This is a genomic window from Aliarcobacter butzleri (assembly GCF_900187115.1).
Taxonomy (GTDB): Bacteria; Campylobacterota; Campylobacteria; order Campylobacterales; family Arcobacteraceae; genus Aliarcobacter; species Aliarcobacter butzleri.
On sequence record NZ_LT906455.1, the window covers coordinates 876,245 to 899,992 of the forward strand.

Consider the following 23,748-nt stretch of genomic DNA (forward strand, 5'->3'; position numbering starts at 1 on the left):
TTTTTAAAAAGTTGAATATTTTATCTAAATATCATCAAATATTAGCTGAACTAGATAGTCTTTGATACTCTTCGCAATTGCTTTTTAACTCTTGTTCTGTTCCAATAGAAACGATTTCTCCACTTTTAAATACTGCAATTTTTGAAGCATTTTTTATTGTACTTAGTCTATGAGCAATAATAAAAGTTATTTTATCACGACTAACTTCATTAATAACTTCACTTATTATAGATTCACTTTTATTATCAAGTGCTGATGTTGCTTCATCTAAAATTAAAATTTTTGGATTTTTATATAAAGCTCTTGCTATTGCTATTCTTTGTCGTTGCCCACCACTTAAATTTGTACCAAATTCATCTAAGATTGTATGAATTCCCTTTTTCATTTGCATTACAAAATCATAAGCATGAGCTTGTTTTAAAACTTCAATAACTTTTATTTCATCAATTTCGTAACCATAAGCAATATTTGCAGCTATTGTGTCATTAAAAATATAAACTCTTTGAGTTACTATTGAAATATTTTCTCTTAGAGATTTCAAATCTAAATCTTTTATAGAATCATTATTTATCAAAATCTCACCATTTGTAGTATCATAAAATCTTACAATTAGATTTATTAAAGAAGATTTTCCTCCTCCACTATCACCTACAAGAGCTACTGTTTCACCTTTTTTTGCATCTAAATTTATATTTTTTAGTGCTACAAAATCATCATATTTTAGTTCAACATTTTTAAAATGAATCTCTTTTATATCTACAATCTCTTTTATATCTCCAGAAATAATTGAAGGTTTTTTTGAAAACATATCATTGATTCTTTCATTTGCAGCAATTGCATCTTGCATACTATTATAAAGATTAGAAATTTTTTTAATTGGAGTATAAAGCATAAAAAGGGCAGCTATGAATGAACTAAATTCTCCCGTTGTAAGTTCTCCTGAAATTACTTTTGAACCACCAACAATAATAACTGCTGCAAAAGCAAAAGCACCAATAATTTCCATAAGAGGTGAAGTTAATTGATTTGTTTTTACTGCTTTCATATTGTATTTGAAAAATAACATATTGTGAACAGAAAACTTTGTAACTTCAACTTTTTCAGTTGAATTTGCTTTTATTATTTCTATATTATTAAAAGATTCATTTAAACTTGAAGTAATATCAGAGTTACTTTCTTGAGATTTAAAAGATAGTTTTTTCATTCTTTTTGCTAGTCGAGAAAGAGGATAAATAGCAAGTGGTAAAACAATTAAACCATAAAATGCAAGCTCAGGTGAATGATAAATAACAAGTCCTACAAGTCCAACAATAGTTAATGATTCTCTAATTATTTCTGCAAGATTATTTGAAATGGCTCTTTGAATTCTATTTATATCATTTACGATTCTACTTACAAGTTCTCCACCATGAATTTTTTGGAAAAAATCCATATCCAAAGTTAGAATATGAGAAAAAAGTTTGTCTCTTACAATTCTTGTAATATCTTGACCAATAAAGGAAATAAAATAAGCTTGAATATAACTACCAAAACCTTTCGCTGTATAAAGAATAATAACAAAAATAGGCATGATATAAAGCATTTCAGCATCTTTTTTTATAAAAATATCATCTAATAATGGTTGAATTGCATAAGCTGTTCCTGCAGTTGCAGAAGCAACAAGAACAATACCTATAGCAGCATAAAAAAATTCTAATTTATAATTTTTATAATAAGGGATATATTGTTTAAAAAATTTTCGCATAGTTATCCTAACAAATTTTGTATATAAGGCTTAGATTATAACTTAATCTTACTAAATTTAATTTTTAAACATTTTTATAAAGTTATTAAATCCAAATGCTTTAATTGTAAGAAAAAATAAAATAAAACCACTTAAAGTACTTGCAAAAGCAAGACCTGCTGCTTCAAATGGTTTTATCAATAATAGTGAGAAAACAATATTACAAGCTAAACTTTGCATTGATATTTTTGCTGTTAGTAATTGTTGTTCTTTTGCATACAGCCAAAGAGAAAATATTTTTGCCAAACCAAAAGGAAGTAAACCTATTAAATACATAGTTAAAATTAGTGCCGTATTTATAGTATCTTCTTTAGTAAAAGCACCTCTTTCAAAAAGTATTTTTATTATAAAATTATCAAAAACAATTCCAATTATTGTAGCAATACTTAGAAGTACAAATAAAATCAGAGAAGATTTTTTCATTAAACTTAGAGCTTTTTCTTCATTTTTATTTTTTATTGATTTTGCTATCATTGGAAATAAAGCTATTGAAGTTGCAATTGCAAAAATAGCAAGAGGAAGTTGGAAAATCCTATTTGCATAATATAAATAAGATATTGAACCACTTACTAAAAGAGAAGCTAACCAAGTATCAATAAACGCTGAAATATGCATAGTTGAAGAACCAAGTGTTGCTGAAAAAAAGTTTTTATAAAATTTTGTTTCTTCTTTTTTCTTATATTTTTTTAAATGAAATATTTTACATAAATTAGCTTTTTTTATCGAATATACATGAACTATTATTTGTAAAATTCCTCCAAAAATAACGCCATAAGAAAGATAAAAAGTAATTTCATATTTATCCATATTTTTTGATATTAATAAAGCACATATCATTGCAAGATTTAATAAAGCAGTTGAATATGCACTTGTTGCAAAACGGTGTTTATATTGTAAAAGTGCAGCCATAAAAGTAACTGTAAAAATAATAGGCAAATAGTAAAAATTTATAGCAAAAAGTGGTGCAGCTAAATCAATAGTTTCTTGACTAAATCCAATAGCAAAAGCTTTTGCAACAAGATGTGAAAACATAGTAACAATTAAAGATAAAATTAGTAAAAAACCAATCAATTGTAAAAATATTATTGATGAAAATCTAATTTTATGTTTAGATTTTGCATAAGAAGGAATAAAAGCTTGCGTAAAAGCTCCATCAGCAAAAATACTTCTAAACAGATTTGGAAGTTTAAATGCTATAAAAAATATATCAGAATATACATTTGCTCCTAAAATTGAAGCAGTTAATAAATCTCTTACAAATCCTGTAACTCTTGAAACTAAAATACCTGAACTATTTGTGAAAATTGATTTTAATAACATTATTTTTCTACTTTATAATCTGATAATTGATGTAAAATGATTTGCATATTTCCCTTGTATGAACCTAATTGTGCATTTAAAATTCTGATTTTTTCATTATCTTTAGGCAAAATATTTTTATCTTTTGCAAAAAGTTTAATAAACTTGCTTTCATTTATATAAAGTTTTCCATTTTTTACTATTCCAGTTAAATTTGTAATAACTTCATTTTCATATTTGAAATCAAAAATATCTATATTTGACGCATCTAAATATAAATCTTTATAATTTTTTATCTCTTTATTTTCTTTAGAAATAAAAAAATCTTTTATCTCTTTTAATCCAAAAAAATCATAAATTTGATTTATCTGAAGATTATATGAGTATCCTAATTTTAAATCTTTTGCATTTTGATAGATATAAATTGCTCTATCATTTTCTTTTTTTATTATTGCTTTTTCATCATCTTTGTAAATTACAATAACATCATTTAAAAAAATTTGTTCAATTAATTTCTCTTTTTTATATAAAGATGATATTGTACTTAAATTTTCTTCGACTTGTAGATTATTTTTTGTTATATTATCATTTATAGAAAATTTTGCAAAAATTGGAAGATGATCAGAAAAACCTTCTCCTTTATGAATTTTAATATTTCTATCTTGAGTCATTTTCCATCTTTTAACTTCACCATTTTCATATAAATAGTTAGGTTTAAAAACTTCAAATGATTTTTTAATATAAGTAAGATTTTTATTATCAAAAAGTGATGATGAAAGGATTATATTATCAGGAGTGTTGTTTTGATTTTTAAATTTTGTAGAAAACCTTTCACTTGTTTTTATATCTAACCAAAGATTATAGTGAACTTTTTTCTCTTCTTTTAAAATATCATCATAAGTTATAAAGTGATCGTCTATTGTAGTATTTAAAACATGATTTATTCCCGTAACTCCTGAAGTTAAATTTAGTTTTAAATCTTTTTTAAAAGTTTCAAATTCATTGTAATTAGAGTTAAAATCACCTAAAAGAATATAATCATAATCTTTTGGAAGTTTTAATAATCTATCTTGCAAAGTTTTTGCATATTTTATTCTATAATTTTCTGCAGCAGCTTTTGATGGCCAATGATTATTAAATATTTTAAATTCAACATTTTCATAAATAAAGGTTGTTTCTAAAATTGGTCTAAAAAGTTTATCAATAAATTTTACATCAATGCTTGAAGAGTTTTTTATCTCAACTTTTGATAAAAATCCTAAACCAACAGCTGAATCTGGATATTTTATAAAAGAAAAATATTTATATTTTGGTAGTTTTTTTTGTAAAAGTTGCATCAAGTCTTTGTTTTCAATCTCTTGTAAACCGATTATATCTGCATCTATATCATCAATAACTTTTATCAAGTTATTTAGTTTTACATTAAAATTTTTTTGATTCCATAAAGAGTTATTATTTGGAATAAATTCATTATATTCACTTTTATCATAACTTAAATCAAAAAAGTTTTCTACATTATACGAGGCAATTTTTAGGTTTGAACCATATAAAGAGATAGAAAAAATAAAAATTATTAAAAGTTTTAACAAAATATTCTCCAAAATTTTTGAAATATTACCAAAGATAAAATTTTTAAGAGGTAAAAGTTAAAAAAATTTTGTATAATAAACGCTATGCAAAATATTTTAGAAGAAAAATATTATCTTATGAAAAAAATTATGGTATAATAACGTTAAAAAAGATTAACATTTTTTAGGATATTATTCCAGCAAAGGAAAAAAATTATGACAAATTATACAAATTTATTAAAAGAATATGACTTAAAAGTTACTCCACAAAGAGTTGCAATTGTTGAAGAACTTTATAAAAATGGACATATGAATATTGATGATTTATATAAAAAATTATTAGCTAAGTTCCCATCTATCTCTTTAGCTACTATTTATAAAAATATCAATGCAATGGTAGAGAAAGTTTTTCTTTCAGAAGTGAAAATTCCAGAAACAAAATCTGTTTATGAATTGGTAAAAGCTGAACATGCTCATTTAGCTTGTTCTTGTTGTGGATACATCGAAGATATTATGCTTGATTCTTCAGATATTGCAGAACAAGTTTCAAAAATCAGCTCTTTTAAAGTAAATTCTACAAATATCGTTATAAGTGGAATTTGTTCAAAATGTTCAAAATAGTCTAATTTTAGACTATTTTGTATTTTAAGAATTTCTAACTATTAAACTACTTGGAAGTTTAAATTTTTCAATCAACTCTTCTTCTTTTAATCTGTGTTCTCCATTATCAATTTCATGGTCAAATCCTAAAAGGTGTAAAAGTCCATGAATGAATAAAAGTGTAAATTCTTCATTAAAACTATGTTTAAACTCTTTCGCTTTTTCTTGAACAAAATCTGTTGAAATTACAATAGAACCTAATAATGGCATATCAATCACTTCAAAATTCATAGGAAAACTTAAAACATCAGTTGGTTTATCTATATTTCTATACTCTTTATTTAATTCTTGAATTTCATCATTTTTTACAACAATCAATTCAATATCTTTTGTTGTAAGAGTATTTGCTATATTTTCTAAATTAAGAGTGTCTATTTCAAATTCTGTACTATTTTCTAAATCAATCATTTAATATCCATAAAATTTTTCAAAAATTATAACTAAAAATTAATAAGTTAGAGTGTAATATTAATTTACCTAAAACATTAAGGAGAGAAAATGAGTTTAGAGATTGGAACAAAAGCTACAATTGATTATAAAGTTTTAAATAAAGATTTAGCTGCAAATTTACAAATATCAAAAGATGATGCATTTCCAGAAGTTTTTGCAACTGCAAGAATGGTTGCTTTAATGGAGTGCAGCGCTGCAAAAATGATGTTACCTTTATTAAAAGATGGTGAGTTAAGTGTTGGTGTAGAAGTTAATATAAAACATCTTGCTCCAACTTTAGAAGGAGATACTGCTATTTCAACTGCAACTTTTGTAGGAATGGAAGGAAAACTTTTTAAATTTGAAATAGAGGTTGTTGATAGTGGTGGAGTTATTGGAAATGGTACTCACACAAGAGCAATAGTTTCTAACGAAAGATTAATGAATGGTGCAAAAAAAAGAGTAGAGAAATAGAATTTCTATTTCTCCTCTTTAATTTGAATAAAATCAATTTTATTATCAACAACTAAAATAGCATCTTTGTTACTAATAGGAGATAAATTTAATTTTGAAGAGTAATCTTCTATTATTTTTTCTACGGTTTTTTCAAATGGAAAATTAGTATAATGTGGAATTACATAAAAATCTACTAGATTTAATCCACTAAACTCTGTTAAATTTGGAGCTTTTTTTACATCATCCATTCTTTTTGCATATTCTACATTTGCTGATGTAACAATTGCACCTGCTGATTCTCCTATATAAAGTTTACCTTTATTTATTTCATCAATAATTATTTTATCTGAACCTGTTTTTTTAAGCTCTTGTAATAAAAAGAATGTATTTCCACCTGTAATATAAATAAAATCATTATTTCTTAGTTTGCTATTTATTTCATCATTTGATGCAGTAGATATATCTAATTCATCGATAATTAATCCTAATTTTTGAAGTGCTTTTTTTCCCGAATTTACATAAAATACAACCTTTTCTACTTTACTTGCTGTTGGTATAAAAGTTACTGTTTTCCCTTTTAGATCTTTTTCAAAATCTGCAAAAATATTTGCAACATCTTTGAATGATGAAGCTAAAAATAGTTTTTTCATTAGTTTTCCTTTTTGTTAAAATAATTCAATCATTTTAGATACTTCATCAACTGCAAAAGTTTTAATATCTAATTTTAGATTTGTTTTTTGTGCAATTACAGCTTTTTTTATTCCTTGTGCTTGAGCTTCTTTTAGCCTAATATCAATAGAATAAACATCTTTTATTTCGCCAGTTAGTGAAACTTCACCAATAAATACAGACTCTTTTGAAATTGGTCTATCTCTAAAACTTGAAATTATTGCAGCAATTACAGCTAAATCAGCTGAACTCTCTTTTATTCTAATTCCTCCACTAATATTTATAAAAACATCATAATTATTTAGAGGCAAATCAATCTTTTTTTCAAGTAAAGCTAAAAGCATTGTAAGTCTATTTGTATCAAATCCTGTAGCACTTCTTTTAGGATTTGGATAAGTGCTTTCACAAACAAGTGCTTGAACTTCTAAAATTATTGCTCGACTTCCTTCCATTGATACTGTTAATGCTGAACCACTTTGTGATTTGTTTTTATCGAAGAATTTTGAAGCTATATCTTTTGCACTTATAAGTCCTTCTGCTGTCATCTCAAATATACCAATTTCAGAAGTTGAACCAAATCGATTTTTGAAACCTCTTAACATTCGTAATTCTCTACTAGCTTCACCTTCAAAATATAAAACTGTATCAACCATATGTTCCAAAACTCTAGGACCTGCAATACTTCCATCTTTTGTTATGTGTCCAATTATAAACATGGCAATATTTGACTCTTTTGCTTTACGCATTAGTTCAAAAGTGATTTCTCTTACTTGTGAAACACTTCCTGGTGCACTAGTTAAACTTGAAGAATAAATTGTTTGAATTGAGTCAATAATACAAACTTCATAATCTTCTCTTAAAAGTTCATCCATAATCTCTTCAAGTTTAATTTCACTTAATAAAAATAGATTATCGCTATTTGCTTCAAGTCTATTTGCTCTTAGTTTTATCTGTCCAGCACTTTCTTCTCCTGAAACATATAAAACTTTTTTATTACTTTTTGCAATACTTCCTGCAACTTTAAGCAAAAGTGTAGATTTCCCAACACCTGGACTTCCTCCAATTAAAGTTAAACTTCCAGGAACTATTCCACCTCCTAAAACTAAATCAAATTCATAATTAAAAGAAGAAAATCTTGAAACATCATCTTGTAAAATTTCTGTAATTGGTTTTGCTTTAGAAGTTGAATTTGAAACTTTTATAGTTTGTTTTAATACTTCTTGTTGTTCTTGATTTAATTCAATAAAACTATCCCAAGAGTCACAATTTGGACATTTACCAAGCCATTTTGATGATTGTTCTCCACAATGCTGACACTCAAAAAGTGAAATTTTTTTCTTTGCCATCTAAAAAACCTTTAAAAATTTTGTTGATTTTATCTAAAATTCTTTTGTATCTTATGAAATATTTCAATATGTAATACTTTTTTGAGTATTATTATTTAAAAATTTAGGAAAAATAAAATGATAATTTATATTCATGGTTTTGCTAGTTGTGGATTTGGTTCAAAAGCACAAAAATTTAAAGAGTATTTTGAAGAGGAGATAATTACTATTTCTCTTCCTACAATTCCAAATTTAGCTATTGATACTTTAGAACAAATAATAGAATTTTCTTTAAATAAAGATGAAAATGTATATTTGATTGGTTCTTCTTTAGGTGGTTTTTATGGTTTATATTTGGCAAATAAATATGATTTAAAAGCAGTTTTAATAAATCCTGCTGTTAATCCTTGGAATACTTTGCATAGATATGAAGGAGTTGAATTTGTGACAAATTATTATGATAATTCTCGATTCGAATTTACTCAAAGTCATATAAATTCATTAAAAAATTATAAGGTTGAAGATCTAAAAAATCCACAAAATTTTATAACTTTATTACAAGAAGAAGATGAAGTTTTAGATTTTAATGAAGCAGCGATAAAATTAGAGGATACTGAACTTATTGTAGAAGAGGGCGGAAGCCACTCTTTTGATGGAATTGAAAGATATTTTAGAAAAATTAATAGCTTTTTTAGCTTTTAAACTTCATATATACTTTATCCTATCACCTTATATCGAAAATTAACAAGAACCTAAAAGAGATTATAATATAATTAAAAATATTATTTTTTGGAGTTCTTTTTGATAAAATCTATTATATTTTTAACTATTGGATTTTCTTTTTTGTATTCACAAGAACCAATTACGGCAATTCCTACAAAAATTAATGTTGATAAAAATAAAGTTAATTTAGGGAAAGAACTTTTTTTTGATAAAAGATTATCTAAAGATGAAACTATTTCTTGTCATTCTTGTCATTCGTTTAGCCATGGAGGGGCTGATGATAAAAAATTTTCTTTGGGAATTGAAAAGAAAGTTGGAGATATAAATACTCCTACAGTATTTAATAGTGTATTTAATTTTGCACAATTTTGGAATGGAAGATCAAAAAACCTTTATGAACAAGCTATTGGACCTATTACAAAAGATAATGAAATGGGAATGAATCTTCAAGAGTTAGTTATTAAACTAAATAATACGGAATATAAAAATAAATTTAAAAAGATTTACGAAGATGGTATTACTCAAAATAATTTAATAGATGCAATTGTTGAATATGAAAAGACTTTGATTACTCCAAATTCTCGTTTTGATAGATATTTAAAAGGAGAAAAAGATGCTATAACACAGGAAGAAAAACGAGGATATATTATATTTAAAGAACAAGGTTGTATTGCCTGTCATCATGGTACAAATGTGGGTGGAAATTTATATGCTAGATTTGGCGTTGTAGATAAAGTCAATTCTATTTCTAAAGGAAGATTTGAAGTAACAAAGAATGAAGATGATTTATATTATTTTAAAGTAGCAAGTTTAAGAAATGTTCAATTTACATCACCATATTTGCACGATGGAAGATTTGATAATTTATCTGACACTGTAAAATTTATGGCAAATTATCAATTAGGTAAATCTTTAAGTGAAGAAGATATTGATAGCATAGTTTCATTTTTAAAATCTTTAACTGGAGAATTGTATGATTATCAAGAAGAACAATAGAATAAATTTTCTTAAATATTTTGATAAGGTGAGCTTTATTCTTTTATTGTTTGTAATTATTACTTCTTTTTTTATATATAATTTAAATAAGATAAATGAAAAAATAGAGAATTTCAACATATATTATAGCAATGTAATAAACTTAAAAATTCTACATAATGAATTTAATAATTTTATAAACAATAAAGCAACATTCATAAATTATGATAATCTAAACAAGAAGATATCTGAAACTGAAATCTTAATAAGTAGTTTTGACACAGAAAATTTTTATAAAAACTATGGCTATAACTTTGAAAATTTAATAAAGAATTTATCACATGAATGGCAAAAAGAGATTACCTATATCGAAAGATTCAAATCTTTAAATTCTTCTGTTGTTGGCTCATTAAATTATATTTTAGAACTTAGTCAAAGTTTAAGAACTAAATATTTAATGAATTCGATTAAAGATATTATTATTTTAGATAATGCATTAAATTCATCTACAAAACTTTTTGTGAATAATGAAGGGAATAATTTTGAAATAGCTCAAATAAATATCAATAACTTAGATAGTTTAGTTGAAAAATATAATGTTTCTGAAATCAAGTTTTTAACTAAAAGATTGAAATCTTTATCTTCTGATTTAGAAAAAATAAATAATACTAAAATAGAATATTCTAAACTTGAATATAAAAATTTTTTAAATAAGATAGAAACTGAATTAAATAATATAAACTATATAAATTTAAAAAGACAAAAAAATTTATCTTTTATCTTATTTGTTGCTTCTATATTTTTATTGTGTTCTTTTATATATACATATCAAAAATCATTAAAAACAAAAAATGAATTAAATGCTTTTAAATATGCTGTCGCAAATAGTGATAATTCAATAGTGATTACAGATGAAAATAGAAATATTTTATATGTGAATGAAGCTTTTGAAAAAGCAACTGGATACACAAAGGATGAGATGATAGGTCAAAATCCAAGAATATTGAAATCAGGACTTCTTCCAGCTGAATTTTATAAGAATATAAATGCTATTTTAGATAGAGGAGAAAAATGGATAGGCGAATTTAAAAATAAAAAGAAAAATGGAGAGATATATTATGAAACAGCTTCAATTACGCCTATTATTTTAAATGAAAATATAAAAGGTTATTTAGCGATAAAGCTAGATGTAACTGATTATATAAAAGAGAAAGAAAAAGTTGAATTTTTAGCATATCATGATAGTTTAACAATGCTTCCAAATAGAAGAAGTTTACAAATAAAAGTAGAAAAAATTATAGAAGATAGTTTTAAAAATAATAAAAAATTTGCACTTTTATTTATTGATTTGGATGGCTTTAAAGTTATAAATGATGTTCTAGGACATGATACTGGAGATAAACTATTAAAAGAGGTAAGCCTTAGATTTAAAAATATTTTTGATGGCAATAGTTTAGTTTTTAGAATAGGTGGAGATGAGTTTGCTATTATCTTTGAATATGAAAATGATGATTTGATAATATTAAATGCTCAATATATTATTAAAAATTTGAATGAAACAATAGTTATTGGTAATAATTCTTTGCATATTGGTTGTAGTATAGGAATTGCACGGTATCCTTTAGATGGAGATGATTTAGTTAGTTTACTTAAATATTCTGATACAGCAATGTACAAAGCAAAACAAAAATCTAAAAATCGATATGAATTTTATACTGAGGATTTAACTAAAACAGTTAGTTCTAGATTAAAAATTGAGCAAGCTTTGAGTAAAGCTTTAGAAAATGAAGAATTTTATCTTGTTTATCAACCAAAATACAATCTTAAAACAAAAGAAATTTTTAGTGTAGAAACACTTTTAAGGTGGAAAAATCCTATTTTAGGAAATGTTAGCCCTGATGAATTTATTTATATTGCTGAAGAGATTGGGCTTATTCATGAATTAGGTTTTTTTGTATTTAAAAAAGCTTGTGAAGATTTTGTTAAACTACAAAATAAAATAAATATTCAAATGATAACTATAAATGTATCAACTTTACAACTTGTAAGATCAAATTTTATTGATGAAATCAAAAAAATATTAATTCAAACTAATATTGATACTATAAACATAGGAATAGAAATAACTGAAACTTATTTTATTGAAAATATGAAAGATACAGAAAAGAGTTTAAATGAATTACAAAATTTAGGTTTTAAAATACTTATTGATGATTTTGGTACAGGTTATTCATCTTTACAGTATTTGCAAAAATTACCAATTGATATTATAAAAATAGATAAATCATTTGTTTCTTCTTTAGATGACAATAATGATAGTATCATAAGAGCCATAGTAGCTCTTTCTAAAAGTTTTAATTATACAACAGTTGCAGAAGGAATAGAAACAAAAGAGCAAGAAGATAAACTTATTGAATTAGGAGTTGATTTTGGACAAGGATATTTATTTTCTAAACCAAAATTATTAATAGAGTTTTAAATTAAAACTCTATTTTCATTCTGTAATATCTTGGGAAATGTGCTTTTATAGAATCTTCAATAACAACAGGGAATGACTCTTCAATTGAAGATTTTATTAAATTAAAATAACCCATATTTCCACTTACATAAGTTAATTGTTCATAACCACCATCTTTTAAAAATGTAACTCTAATATTTACGAATTGACCACTTCTTAAAGCTGATTTATCAACATTCTTATTTATGTTATCATAAACTTTTCTTTCAAAATTTTTGAAAAATTGATCAACATTTGTTTTATCGTTTGTATCTCTATTTTCATTTTCATTTGTTTGAATATCTTGTATTTGAGAATCAGGAGTTTTAGTTTCGATTTTTCCAGCTTCTTCACTAATCACAATTTCATTATTTTTTGAAATTTCAATTGGATTTGAAGTTTGAGCACTAACTTCTGTTTTTGTTTCTTCAATTGGAGCAACAGTTTGAGCCATATTTTCTTGGTGATTTGTATGATTTAAAGAAGTTTCTTCTATTTTTTTCTCTTCTTCTTTTATCTCATTGTTTATTACTTCATGTTTATGGATAGGATTTTCTTCAACATTTTGTGATGGTTCTTCAACTTTTTGTTCTTGTTGTTTTGTTACAGAAACGATTTTTTCAACTCTATTTTCAATTTGCCCTTTTATTTCATTGATAATTGGTTTTGTTGTTTCTTCAATTTTTTCTTGAACTACATTATTTGTTAGTAAAGTTTCACTTTTTTCATCATCTGAGAAAAAGAAAATATATACAAAAAATATAATAACTCCAATTATTAAAAGTACAAATAAATCTTCAAAAAAGTTCTTTGTTTTTGTTCTCATTAATTTTCCTTCTTTATTTATTCTGAAATATAGATTTGATCAAGTAGACTATCTACAAAATTATCAGGAGAAAACTCAACTAAATCATCTTGTTTTTCGCCAATTCCTACATAAAAAATAGGAAGTTCTAATTGATTTGAAATAGAAAATAGTGCCCCACCTTTTGCAGTTCCATCAAGTTTTGTAACTATTATACCATCAATTCCAACTATTTCGTGAAATGCACGAGCTTGTGCAATAGCGCTATTTCCTTGTGTTCCATCTAAAATAAGTAATTTTTGATGAGGCGCATCACTCATAGCTTTTGAACAAACTTTAACAATCTTTTTTAGTTCATTATTTAAATTTGTTTGTGTTTGTAATCTTCCTGCTGTATCTATAATAACATCATCAATATTTCTTGCAATCGCCGCACTAATCGTATCAAATGCAACTGCACTTGCGTCGTGTCCTTGTTGTGTTTTTATAATAGGAATCTCTAGCTTATTTGCCCAAGTAGAAAGTTGTTCTATCGCTGCTGCTCTAAATGTATCACCAGCTCCTAGAATTACAGATTTTCCTTCTTTTTTTAGTTTATTTGCTAATTTTGCAATAGTTGTAGTTTTACCTGCTCCATTTACACCAATTATTAATCTTACAAATGGTTTTGTGTTTGCTAAATTAACTTCAGGAGCATGTTCAAAAAGCATTACAAGTCTATGTCGAAGTTGTTTTCTTGTAATCATATCAGGAAGTCCATTCATAGCTTTTTCTATGATTTCATATTCCATATCAGCTTCTATTAGTAACTCTTCTACTTCATCAAAAGATATTTTTTCCTTTTTTTGGGGAACAACACTTTTTATGCTTGAAAAAGTTTTTTCTAAAGCTTTTGAAAAAAAAGATTTATCTTCTTCTATTTTTTTCTCAACTTCTAAAGTTTCATCTTTTTTAAAGAAACTAAACATTAATTTTGACTCCTATTTAGCTAATACTTTTTTAATATCGATTTCCATCATTTCACTAGGAACTAATCCTACATATTTTTGGAAAATATTTCCATCTTTATCCACTAAGAACATTGTTGGAATAGATTTTATTCCACCTAAACTTTTTGCTAAATCAAAGTTTTCAGAAGCATTAGTAATAGGATAATTTATATTAAAAGTTGTAATGAATTTTTGTAGTTCTTCGTGTGTTTTCATATCTTCAAGTAAGATAGATACAATTACAAAGTCATTTTTATAATCATTTTGAAGTTGTATTAAATTTGGAATTTCAGCTTTACAAGGTGGACACCATGTTGCAAAAAAGTTTAATAAAACTATTTTATTTGGATAATCTTTGAATAAAATTTTATCATTTAATAAAGTGATATTAATTGTTTGTTTATCAGCTGTTTCTAGTTGAAATTCAGTTACTCTATCTGCTTGTTGTGTTTGTGCTTTATTTTGACTATTATCTTTTGAATCACAACCTGTAAAAAATAAAATAGTTAAAATAGATAAAAATGCTAAAGTTTTAAACTTCATTTCAATTCCTTTAGGTAAAATTATTTATTAGGTAGAGATTTTACCTAAGTGAGGCTTAAATATGGAGAAGAATCACAAAAGTGATTTTAGAAAATCGTGTATAAAAAAAATGGAATCTATTTCTTTTTGTACAAAGTATTATAAAAACAAAATTATTGTAAAAAAAATTGATAAGTTTATAAAAAATAGTAAAGCGAGAAATATTTTATTATACATACCTTTGGGTATGGAAGTAGATGTTAAACCTTTAATAAATAACTTAAGAAAATATAGAAAAAATGTTTATGTACCATTTATGCATCTGGAGAGCTTTAAAATAGTAAAGTATAGACTTCCTTTGCATAAAAAGAGATTTGGAATAAAAGAACCAAATAACTCTTTTTTAAAACCTAAAAAAATTGATGTTGCCATTGTTCCAATTGTTGGAGTTGATGCTTTAAACAAAAGAATAGGTTATGGAAAAGGTATGTATGATAGATTTTTTGACAAATTGAATTATAAACCAACAATAGTTTTTACACAATTAGTACTTTGTAAAAGTAATAGTATTTTAAGTGATAATTACGATATAAAAGCAGATTATATTATTACAAATTAAGGTTTAAATAAAATGGAAGATTTGATAGTAGCGATAGTTGTCGGAGCCTTCAGCTCGGCGATTAGTATTTTTGTTGTGAGAAAATTAGATAGGGCGAAGTTTGAGGTTTTTATTGAGCAAGCAAAAGCGAAAGCGAAAGTAATTGAACATGAGGCTGAAATGGCTTTAAAAGATGCACAATTAAAAGCAAAAATAGAATGTGATAGGGAATTTAAAAGTGCAAAAAGAGAATATGAAGCAATGCTTCTAAAAATCGAAAGGAAAGAAAGAGAATTAAATGAACATTTAGAATCTGAATTAAAAGCCATAAAACTTGAAAAAGAACAAATAGTTGAAAAAAATAGAAAGATTACTACTTTAAAAGATGGACTTGAAGAACAAAAGAAAACTTATGAAGAAAAGACTTTAGAAGCTATAAAAATTCTTGAAAATGCCTGTGGATTAACTCAAAGTGAAGCAAAAGAGTTGATGTTAAAAAAAGTTAAAGAAGATTCAAGAGCGGAAATTTCATCAATATTTAGAAAAAGATATAAAATTGCAGAACAAAATACAAAAAATGAAATAAACAATATGCTATCACAAGCTGTAACTCGATATGCAGGAGAATTTGCAGCTGAAAGACTTATAAATAATATTCCTTTAAATGATGAAGAAACAAAAGGGAAAATCATAGGAAAAGAAGGAAGAAATATAAAAGCATTAGAGATGCTTTTAGGTGTTGATATTATCATTGATGATACACCAAATACAATAACTGTTTCATCATTTAACTTATATAGAAGAGCAGTTGCTACAAAAACAATAAGAGAACTACTTGAAGATGGAAGAATCCAACCTGCTAGAATAGAAGAAATTTATAAAAAAGTTAAATCAGAATTTGATAAAAATATTCAAAAAGAGGGTGAAGATGTTGTGATGGAGCTAGGAATAAAAACTATGCATCCAGAACTTATCAAACTTGTGGGAAGACTAAGATATAGAGCATCTTATGGACAAAATGCACTTGCTCATACTTTAGAAGTTGCTCATTTATCAGGACTTTTGGCTTCTCAAATGGGTGGAGATGCAATACTTGCTAGACGAGCAGGGCTTTTACATGATATAGGAAAAGCTTTAACTCATGAAGCTCCTGGAAGTCATGTTGATTTAGGTGCAGAAATATGTAAAAGATATGATGAATGTGATACAGTTATAAATGCAATTTATGCTCATCATGGACATGAAGAACCTATAAATGTAGAAAGTGCAGCTGTTTGTGCGGCTGATGCACTAAGTGCTGCAAGACCAGGAGCTAGAAGAGAAGTTTTAGAAAGCTTCTTAAAAAGAGTGGAAGAGGTAGAAAATATCTCTACAAGTAAACTTGGTGTTTTAAATGCTTATGCAATAAATGCAGGACGAGAAGTAAGAGTTATAGTAAAAGCAGAACTTGTAAATGATGATGAAGCAGTTTTATTAGCAACTGAAATAGCAAAAGAGATAGAAGAAAAAGTTCAATATCCTGGTGAAATAAAAGTAAATGTAATTAGAGAAACTAGAGCAGAAAGTTACGCAAGATAATCTCATAAAGGGGAAATAATGGGAAATAATAAACCAACTACAAAAATAATTGCTGGTGTTTATAAAGGAAAAGTTTTAGAATTACCATCTTTAGATGTTACTAGAAGTTCAAAATCTGCATTAAAAGAGTCAGTTTTTAATGTTTTACAATTTGATATCATAGATAAAATATTTATTGAATCTTTTGCAGGAAGTGGTTCTATTGGACTTGAAGCAATCAGTAGAGGAGCTAAAAGATCTTATTTTATAGAACTTGATAAAAACTCTTACTCTATTTTAGTAAGAAACTGTAAATCTATTGATATAGAAAAATGTCAAACTATTCAAGGAAATGCTTTTGTTCAAACTCCTTTGATTTTAGACTTTATGAGAAATTCAAAAGATGAAATCATCTTATATGTTGATCCACCATTTGATTATAGAGAAGGAATGGATGATATTTATGAAAAATCTTTTCATATGATAGAAAATATTGAAGCTGATAATATTTTTATGATTATAATTGAACACGTATCAAAACTAGAAGTTCCTCAAACTTTAGGAAAATTTTCTTTAGATAAAACAAGAAAATTTGGTAAAAGTTCACTTTCTTATTTTACTTATACGAAGTAAAAATATGTTTAAAATAGCTTTAGGAATTTTAATAGTAGTTGTTTTAACTATCTTTTTCCTTCCTATTTTTTATACTATTTCTCCTTTTGAATTAAATCCAACTAAGATTTTACAAGCACCATCTTTTGAACATCTATTTGGTACAGATAGACTTGGACGTGATGTTTTAGCAAGAGTTCTTGAAGGTGGACAAACATCTTTAATCATTGGCTTTTTAGCTGCATCTATTTCTTCACTTGTTGGATTGTTTATTGGGATAACTGCAGGATTTTTAAAAGGAAATGTTGATAGAGCTATAACAATAATAATTGATTTGTTTTTGACATTTCCAACATTCTTTTTACTTTTAGCATTGGTATCTTATATTCAAGCTTCTTCAATTATTTTGATTATTGTGATATCAATAACTGGTTGGATGGGAATGTCAAGAATGATAAGAAGTGAGAGTTTTGCTATAAGTAATAAACCATATATCAAGATTTTAAAAATATCAAATATTTCAAACTTTAAAATAGTTTTTAAATACTTTGCTCCACTTCTTGCTCCTATCTTTCTTATATCTTTCACTTTTGGAGTTGGTGGAGCTATTTTAGCTGAATCTGGATTGTCATTTTTAGGACTTGGTATCAATCCTCCAAATATGAGTTGGGGAAGTTTGCTTAGTGATGGAAAAGCTGTTATTGATATAGCTTGGTGGGTTAGTTTCTTCCCTGGTTTTATGATATTTGTAATAACTTTTTGTTTAATCCAAATAAGTGATTATCTACAAAACTTAGCAAATAGAAAAGAGATAATAAACTACTAAATTTTATATATTTAATATATTACTATTGGAGGAATAAAGGTGAAAGAGGAAGATAATGATATTAAAAAAAAGAATATTGAAAATTCAATATTAATTATTTGTGATAAATGTTCTGCGGAAAATAAAATTTTATTGTCAAAAGATATTAAATGTAAAAAATGTGATAAAAGTTTGATTGGGAGTAAATATAAAGAGTATATTATCTCTGGATTTACAACAATTTTAATTGGTGTAGGAATAGGTGCAGTAGCTGATAGTTATGTGAATATTCAAAGACCCTCTGTAAAAACTGAGTATAAAATGATGAGTTGGTGTACAGAAAAATATGGTAAAACTGAAATAGTTAGAGATAATTGTGCTTGTGCAGTTGAGTATATGGCAGGAATTATTGATGCTAAAAAAGCTAGATTACATAAAGGAGACTACTGGGGTGATATTTTAATAGAAAGATATGAAAGTTGTATAAACTAGTCAAACCAATGTTGTGGATATTCATCAGGAAGTAATTCTTGATAACAATAGTTTTCATTTAGACTTTTATAATATTTGAGTAACTCTTCAAAAGTTTTTTCTTGAAATATATTGTTATTTAGCCTTTCTTCCCATCTTTTTAGTTTTCTTTCTAAATTTTTTATAGGATTACCTTTTGTATTATTTTCATCACAAATAGTATTATTTTTAATATAGTATTTAGCAAATCCATAAAATGAATTTCTATCAAGCTTTTTTGAAGTTTTTATTTCATTTCTAAATTTCTCAAACAAGTTTATAAATTTTACAGAAATTTCAGATTTTGTCCTCATTTTTGTCTCCAAATCATATGTAATAATTATTTTACTGATAGATTAAATACTATCAGAATTCATTTTAGGAGAAGATTATGTCAAACAATAATCATAAAGCAAATCAAGCTAATTCAAACAAAGGTACAAGTGGTACAAATAGTGCTAATGCAAAAGTGAATGGAAATAGAGGTGCTCAAATGAACTCTAACAACACTAAAGGTTCAAAAGGTAAATAATGGCTTCTTTATCTAATATAACAGGTAAAGAGTTGATAAAGTTTGTCAAATCTATAGGGTATAGATTTGACAGGCAAAAAGGAAATCATAGAATTTTTGTTCATGAAGAAAAGAAAACCCTTACAATTCCTGTATATAAAAAGAAAATAGTTAAAATTGGTTTATTAGGTGGAATATTAAGAGATATTGGTATTTCAAAAAATGAGTTTATAGATTTAATCATGTAAGTTAGAATAAAATTAAAATCTCAAGAGAACGTAATTTTATATAAGAATATAAATAATGCAAAATACTTCTAATTATCAAATTAGAAGTATGAAATTAAATTTTATTTAACAGTTTATCAAGTAAAGAGGTACTTAGAACTCTTTTGAAGAAACCTAAAATATGAGTAGCTTTTGTTACATAATATCTTGGTTTTGGTTTTTTACTATTCATTATCTTTAAAACTACATTTGCTACACTTGAAGCTGGAAGGTTAAAAGGTGCTTTGTCTTCTTTTGATTCAAGTCTTTTTTTAAGTTCTAAATTATAAGTTTCTTCCCAAAAACTTCCTTTCATTTTTATATTTTTATTAAAATTTTTTAGAGCATTTTCTCTAAAGTTTGAAGTAACAGGACCTGTGTTTATAGTACTTATAAAAATATTTGAACCCATAACTTCTTGTCTTAAAGTGTCATTTATTCCTTCAATAGCATATTTACTAGCATTATAAGCACCTCGAAATTTTAAAGCAATAATTCCTAAAACAGAGCTATGTTGTATAATTTTTCCATAACCTTGAGTTCTAAATATTTTCATAGCTTGAATAGTTACTTCATGAAGTCCAAAAAAGTTTGTATTAAACTGTTTTTTTAAAGTTTTTACACTCAAATCTTCAACAGCTCCTGGTTGTCCAAAACCAGCATTATTAAAAACACAATCAAGTTTTAAATCATTTTCTAAAATAGTTTTAAGTGCAAATTCTATCTCTTTTTTATTTCTAACATCAATTTTAAAAGTAATAAATCCTAAATCTTTTAACATTTGTATATCTTTGTCTTTTCTTGCACTTGCATAAACTTTTATTCCATTGTTTTTTAAAATAAGCGCAGTTTCAAGTCCAATTCCACTTGAACAACCCGTAATTAGTATATTTTGCATATTTTTAATCCATATTTTTTTTTGAAATGGTATTATAACCAAATATATTTTTGATAAATTTTAGGGATTTTATGACAAAAAAAGATAAAGAGATAAAAGAGCTTTTAGATATAGAAGTAAATAGTAGAAATAGTAGCCTTGAAATAAGTTATGATAAACCAGACCCACTTTTGGTTGCAAGAAGATACGATGATGAGTTTATCATACTTTTATGTGCTTTGTTTGCTTATGGAAATGCAAAGTTGATAGTTAAATTTTTGGATAGTTTGGACTTTTCACTTTTAAATGAAAGTGAAGAGAAAATAGAAAAAGAACTTAAAAATCACTATTATAGATTTCAAAATAGTGCTGATGTAATAGCTATATTTAAAACTTTTAGACGAATGAAACAAGAAAATAGTTTACAAAACTTATTTTATGAATCTTACAAAAAAGAGAACTCAATTTTAGAAGGTATTGATACTTTAATCCAAAAGATTTTTAAAGTAGCAAATCATAACTCACAAGGTTTTACTTTTTTAGTTTCAAGTCCACTAAAAAGAGATAAACAAGGAATTATAAAAGAGAATGGAAATGCTCCATATAAAAGATGGAATATGTATCTTAGATGGATGATAAGAGATGATAATCTTGATTTAGGACTTTGGAAAAATATAGATAAAAAAGATTTGATACTTCCTCTTGATACTCACACTTTTAAAGTGAGTCAAAAACTTGGATTATTGACACGAAAAAACTATGATTTAAAATCAGCCTTGATGATAACTGATAAACTAAAAGAGTTTGATAAGCTTGACCCTATAAAATATGATTTTAGTTTATATAGAATAGGGCAGGAGAAAATTGTATTATAAAAAATATTTGTATGGAAAATAAAATGAAAAAAAGATTTTATAGAATTAGAAACCTTGATAGTTTATTAGACAAATATAAAGAATTAGAAAATCAAGAAATATTTTTTCAATCAACAGATAAACTAAATGACCCAATGGAAGGGTTTATGGATTTTATTTTTAAAGGTGATGAAGTTGTTTGGAAGAATTTAATTATTCATTTTATATTTTGTTTTAGTAAAGTTAATTTGATTTACCAAGTAATTGGAGAAAAAATTAAACTTGATAATAAAATTATTCCTATATTTGAAAAAATTGATTTACAAAAAAAACAATATTATTTTGATTTATTAGGTGATAGTAACAAAAATAAATTTTATGAATTTATAAACAAAGATAGTATTTCAAGAAGTGAATTAGAAAGTTTTTTAAAAGATATAAATCTTAGTTTTATTGGAGATATTTCATTCTTAGAAAGTAAAATTTTTGAAAATGATAATTTACAAAATCTTCAATTCCTTTTAAATTTTTATTCTCATTATTTAGAAGTTATAGAACAATTTACTTATCCTAAATATTATATAGCTAGTTTTTTAAAAGAATCTTACAATTCATCTGTTTGGGGACATTATGGACAAGGTCATAGCGGAGTTTGTTTGATTTTTGAAACAAATAATGAAGGAGAAATACCATTTTTAAATGTTTACACAGGATTAAAGTTAAAAGAAGTAAATTATAATGGTAATTTCGAAGAAATAAATTTTTTTGAGTCATTGGGAAAAATACCCCAACCATTGGTAGAAAGTTTTTATATAGATGAGAATAAAAATAAAAGTATTTTATTTGATAAAGTTTTAAATAATCAAGAAGAATGGAGAAAACTTTTTTGGGATAAATATGAAAAGAATAAATTGACAAAAACTAAAGATTGGACGTATGAAAAAGAGTATAGAATAGTTTTAAATAGATTGATGGATTATGAAATTAAAGAAGAAGATAGAAAACTAAAATATGACTTTAATTGTTTAAAAGGTGTAATTTTTGGTATAAAAACTCCTCAAAATAAAAAAGATGAGATAATAGAGATTATAATAAATAAATGTCATGAAAATAATATTTTAGATTTTGAGTTTTATCAAGCTTTTTATTGTAAAGAATCAAAAAATATACAGCATAAAAAATTGGATGTAAATATCATAAATGATTTAATAAAAAAAGCTAAACAAAATAAATTAGATTTAAATATAGAATTTTTAACTTTAAATAAACGAAAAGAAGAGATAGATAATGAAAATGGAGAAGTGGAAAAACGAATAAGTAAATTGGAGGAAATAAATAATATTAAGAATACATAAACAATAGAAATATATTTTTGATATCATATTGTTATATTCGTGTTACATACAAATGTTATAGTCTTTTTAAGATAAATAGTAGGAGGAAATTATTTATGAAAAAGATTGTAACTGTTGCATTATTTGGTGCATTAGCTGTAAGTTCATTATTTGCAGATGAAGTTGTTAAATTTGATAAAAATCTTATCAAAGAAAGAAACAACATTGGATACAAATACGAAGGACCAAAAATAGAGTGGAAAGCTCCAGATGAGAGTACTATTCCAAATAATCAATTTGGTGATTTAATCAAATATGGAAAAGAGTTAGTAACTCATACGTACAAATACATAGGACCTGAAGTCGAAGATAAAAAGATGAGATTTGCTGGAAATAATCTTTCATGTCAAAGCTGTCATTTAGATGCTGGGACAAAAGCTTACTCAGCTGGGTTTATTGGAGTATTTGCAAACTTTCCACAATATAGACCAAGAGAAAATACTATTGGAACTTTAGCAGATAGAATAAATGGTTGTATGGAAAGAAGTATGAACGGAAAAGCTCTTCCACTTGGTAGCAAAGAGATGAAAGCTTTTGAAGCTTATATGTATTGGTTAAGTCAAGGTATTCCAATAGGTGCTAAAGTAGAAGGTTCAAGTTTAGCTGAAGTTAATAGAAAAATGATACAAACAACTAAAGCCGATACAGATAAAGGAAAAGTTGTGTATGATACACAATGTGCAGCTTGTCATGGTGCAAACGGTGAAGGTGTTAAAAATGAAGGTAAGGCAAATGGATATATGTATCCGCCACTTTGGGGAAAAGATAGCTATAACAAAGGTGCTGGAATGTACAGAACTTTAAAAGCTATGGATTTTATTAAAGCAAATATGCCTTTAGGTGCAACACATGAAAATCCTATTTTAACAGATGAAGAAGCTTATAACGTTGCAGCTTTTATGAATATGAATGAGCATAAAAGACCAGAAAAAGCAAATAGAGAAAAAGATTTTCCAGATGCATCTGTAAAAGCTCCTGATACATATATTGAAGGAAAAGATCCTATTGAAAAACAAGTTGGACCATTTGGACAGTTTATTAAAACTAACAAATAAAGTAGGAGT

General features: G+C 25.6%; 26 protein-coding genes. 15 read left to right on the forward strand and 11 right to left on the reverse strand.

Annotation, left to right across the window (positions count from 1 at the left end; all coding sequences use genetic code 11):
* Window positions 1-34: 34 nt before the first annotated feature.
* Genes CKV87_RS04390 through CKV87_RS04400 form a run of 3 tightly spaced genes read right to left on the reverse strand, consistent with a single transcriptional unit; the run spans window position 35 to window position 4,671 of the window.
* On the reverse strand, window positions 35-1,744 hold the full coding sequence (locus CKV87_RS04390) for an ABC transporter ATP-binding protein (protein ID WP_012012606.1): 1,710 nt from the start codon (window positions 1,742-1,744) through the stop codon (window positions 35-37).
* A 57-nt stretch (window positions 1,745-1,801) separates the two neighbouring features.
* Window positions 1,802-3,103: a murein biosynthesis integral membrane protein MurJ gene (murJ, locus tag CKV87_RS04395; RefSeq protein WP_012012607.1), complete on the reverse strand. Its 1,302-nt coding sequence runs from the start codon at window positions 3,101-3,103 to the stop codon at window positions 1,802-1,804.
* The gene (locus CKV87_RS04400; protein WP_228126927.1) at window positions 3,103-4,671 is read right to left on the reverse strand and encodes an endonuclease/exonuclease/phosphatase family protein; all 1,569 of its coding nucleotides are present in this window, start codon (window positions 4,669-4,671) and stop codon (window positions 3,103-3,105) included. The genes murJ and CKV87_RS04400 overlap by 1 nt, the downstream gene beginning before the upstream one ends.
* A gap of 195 nt (window positions 4,672-4,866) precedes the next feature.
* On the opposite strand from CKV87_RS04400, the gene CKV87_RS04405 reads away from it, so the two are divergent.
* Entirely contained in the window at window positions 4,867-5,271 is a 405-nt protein-coding gene (locus tag CKV87_RS04405) for a Fur family transcriptional regulator (RefSeq protein ID WP_004509064.1), read from the forward strand.
* A 24-nt stretch (window positions 5,272-5,295) separates the two neighbouring features.
* On the opposite strand, the gene ybeY is transcribed toward CKV87_RS04405, so the two are convergent.
* Entirely contained in the window at window positions 5,296-5,718 is a 423-nt protein-coding gene (gene ybeY, locus CKV87_RS04410) for an rRNA maturation RNase YbeY (RefSeq protein WP_012012609.1), read from the reverse strand.
* 90 nt (window positions 5,719-5,808) lie between these two features.
* Here ybeY and CKV87_RS04415 point away from each other — a divergent pair, with 90 nt between their 5' ends.
* Window positions 5,809-6,213, forward strand: coding sequence for a thioesterase family protein (locus tag CKV87_RS04415; RefSeq protein WP_012012610.1), 405 nt, complete (start codon window positions 5,809-5,811; stop codon window positions 6,211-6,213).
* Between the two features lie 5 nt (window positions 6,214-6,218).
* Here the strand turns inward: CKV87_RS04415 and CKV87_RS04420 are convergent, their stop codons facing one another.
* Together CKV87_RS04420 and radA are read right to left on the reverse strand one after the other, a co-directional pair.
* On the reverse strand, window positions 6,219-6,845 hold the full coding sequence (locus tag CKV87_RS04420; protein WP_012012611.1) for a peptidase E: 627 nt from the start codon (window positions 6,843-6,845) through the stop codon (window positions 6,219-6,221).
* A gap of 15 nt (window positions 6,846-6,860) precedes the next feature.
* Window positions 6,861-8,210 (reverse strand): DNA repair protein RadA, encoded by a 1,350-nt coding sequence (gene radA / locus CKV87_RS04425; RefSeq protein WP_004509068.1) that lies wholly within the window; start codon window positions 8,208-8,210, stop codon window positions 6,861-6,863.
* A 117-nt stretch (window positions 8,211-8,327) separates the two neighbouring features.
* Between radA and CKV87_RS04430 the strand changes: the two genes are divergently transcribed.
* The 3 genes from CKV87_RS04430 to CKV87_RS04440 all read left to right on the forward strand — a co-directional run bounded on the left by CKV87_RS04430 (window position 8,328) and on the right by CKV87_RS04440 (window position 12,366).
* Window positions 8,328-8,891, forward strand: a complete 564-nt coding sequence (locus CKV87_RS04430; RefSeq protein WP_012012612.1) for a YqiA/YcfP family alpha/beta fold hydrolase — start codon at window positions 8,328-8,330, stop codon at window positions 8,889-8,891.
* Window positions 8,892-8,990: 99 nt separating this feature from the next.
* Entirely contained in the window at window positions 8,991-9,908 is a 918-nt protein-coding gene (locus CKV87_RS04435; RefSeq protein WP_012012613.1) for a cytochrome-c peroxidase, read from the forward strand.
* A complete protein-coding gene (locus CKV87_RS04440; protein ID WP_012012614.1) occupies window positions 9,886-12,366 on the forward strand; it encodes an EAL domain-containing protein in 2,481 nt (826 codons plus the stop codon). The genes CKV87_RS04435 and CKV87_RS04440 overlap by 23 nt, the downstream gene beginning before the upstream one ends.
* Window position 12,367: 1 nt before the next feature.
* Here the strand turns inward: CKV87_RS04440 and CKV87_RS04445 are convergent, their stop codons facing one another.
* The 3 genes from CKV87_RS04445 to CKV87_RS04455 are packed head-to-tail and all read right to left on the reverse strand — an operon-like array spanning window position 12,368 to window position 14,721.
* Window positions 12,368-13,210 (reverse strand): hypothetical protein, encoded by an 843-nt coding sequence (locus CKV87_RS04445; protein WP_012012615.1) that lies wholly within the window; start codon window positions 13,208-13,210, stop codon window positions 12,368-12,370.
* Window positions 13,211-13,227: 17 nt separating this feature from the next.
* The gene (ftsY, locus tag CKV87_RS04450) at window positions 13,228-14,157 is read right to left on the reverse strand and encodes a signal recognition particle-docking protein FtsY (protein WP_004509071.1); all 930 of its coding nucleotides are present in this window, start codon (window positions 14,155-14,157) and stop codon (window positions 13,228-13,230) included.
* Between the two features lie 12 nt (window positions 14,158-14,169).
* Window positions 14,170-14,721: a TlpA family protein disulfide reductase gene (locus tag CKV87_RS04455; protein WP_012012616.1), complete on the reverse strand. Its 552-nt coding sequence runs from the start codon at window positions 14,719-14,721 to the stop codon at window positions 14,170-14,172.
* A 61-nt stretch (window positions 14,722-14,782) separates the two neighbouring features.
* Here CKV87_RS04455 and CKV87_RS04460 point away from each other — a divergent pair, with 61 nt between their 5' ends.
* From CKV87_RS04460 to CKV87_RS04480, 5 genes are read left to right on the forward strand one after another with little or no spacing between them, the layout of a single operon-like run.
* Window positions 14,783-15,319 (forward strand): 5-formyltetrahydrofolate cyclo-ligase, encoded by a 537-nt coding sequence (locus CKV87_RS04460; RefSeq protein ID WP_012012617.1) that lies wholly within the window; start codon window positions 14,783-14,785, stop codon window positions 15,317-15,319.
* Window positions 15,320-15,331: 12 nt separating this feature from the next.
* Window positions 15,332-16,876, forward strand: a complete 1,545-nt coding sequence (gene rny / locus CKV87_RS04465) for a ribonuclease Y (protein WP_004509074.1) — start codon at window positions 15,332-15,334, stop codon at window positions 16,874-16,876.
* A gap of 18 nt (window positions 16,877-16,894) precedes the next feature.
* Window positions 16,895-17,488, forward strand: coding sequence for a 16S rRNA (guanine(966)-N(2))-methyltransferase RsmD (gene rsmD, locus CKV87_RS04470; RefSeq protein WP_012012618.1), 594 nt, complete (start codon window positions 16,895-16,897; stop codon window positions 17,486-17,488).
* A 4-nt stretch (window positions 17,489-17,492) separates the two neighbouring features.
* Window positions 17,493-18,293: an ABC transporter permease gene (locus CKV87_RS04475; RefSeq protein WP_041645052.1), complete on the forward strand. Its 801-nt coding sequence runs from the start codon at window positions 17,493-17,495 to the stop codon at window positions 18,291-18,293.
* A 39-nt stretch (window positions 18,294-18,332) separates the two neighbouring features.
* Complete coding sequence (locus CKV87_RS04480) at window positions 18,333-18,764, forward strand: hypothetical protein (RefSeq protein WP_012012620.1); 432 nt, start codon at window positions 18,333-18,335, stop codon at window positions 18,762-18,764.
* Here the strand turns inward: CKV87_RS04480 and CKV87_RS04485 are convergent.
* Window positions 18,761-19,096 carry a hypothetical protein gene (locus CKV87_RS04485; protein WP_012012621.1) on the reverse strand — a complete coding sequence of 112 codons (336 nt, stop codon included), beginning with the start codon at window positions 19,094-19,096 and terminating at the stop codon, window positions 18,761-18,763. The genes CKV87_RS04480 and CKV87_RS04485 overlap by 4 nt on opposite strands.
* A 77-nt stretch (window positions 19,097-19,173) precedes the next feature.
* Here CKV87_RS04485 and CKV87_RS04490 point away from each other — a divergent pair, with 77 nt between their 5' ends.
* Complete coding sequence (locus CKV87_RS04490; RefSeq protein WP_012012622.1) at window positions 19,174-19,314, forward strand: hypothetical protein; 141 nt, start codon at window positions 19,174-19,176, stop codon at window positions 19,312-19,314.
* Window positions 19,314-19,541 (forward strand): type II toxin-antitoxin system HicA family toxin, encoded by a 228-nt coding sequence (locus CKV87_RS04495; protein WP_012012623.1) that lies wholly within the window; start codon window positions 19,314-19,316, stop codon window positions 19,539-19,541. The genes CKV87_RS04490 and CKV87_RS04495 overlap by 1 nt, the downstream gene beginning before the upstream one ends.
* A 94-nt stretch (window positions 19,542-19,635) precedes the next feature.
* Here the strand turns inward: CKV87_RS04495 and CKV87_RS04500 are convergent, their stop codons facing one another.
* Window positions 19,636-20,457 carry an SDR family NAD(P)-dependent oxidoreductase gene (locus CKV87_RS04500; protein WP_012012624.1) on the reverse strand — a complete coding sequence of 274 codons (822 nt, stop codon included), beginning with the start codon at window positions 20,455-20,457 and terminating at the stop codon, window positions 19,636-19,638.
* 71 nt (window positions 20,458-20,528) lie between these two features.
* Here CKV87_RS04500 and CKV87_RS04505 point away from each other — a divergent pair, with 71 nt between their 5' ends.
* The 3 genes from CKV87_RS04505 to CKV87_RS04515 all read left to right on the forward strand — a co-directional run bounded on the left by CKV87_RS04505 (window position 20,529) and on the right by CKV87_RS04515 (window position 23,739).
* The gene (locus CKV87_RS04505; protein WP_012012625.1) at window positions 20,529-21,311 is read left to right on the forward strand and encodes a TIGR02757 family protein; all 783 of its coding nucleotides are present in this window, start codon (window positions 20,529-20,531) and stop codon (window positions 21,309-21,311) included.
* A gap of 23 nt (window positions 21,312-21,334) precedes the next feature.
* Window positions 21,335-22,645 (forward strand): DUF2971 domain-containing protein, encoded by a 1,311-nt coding sequence (locus tag CKV87_RS04510; protein WP_012012626.1) that lies wholly within the window; start codon window positions 21,335-21,337, stop codon window positions 22,643-22,645.
* A 95-nt stretch (window positions 22,646-22,740) separates the two neighbouring features.
* On the forward strand, window positions 22,741-23,739 hold the full coding sequence (locus tag CKV87_RS04515; protein WP_041644909.1) for a c-type cytochrome: 999 nt from the start codon (window positions 22,741-22,743) through the stop codon (window positions 23,737-23,739).
* The last annotated feature ends 9 nt before the right edge of the window (window positions 23,740-23,748 follow it).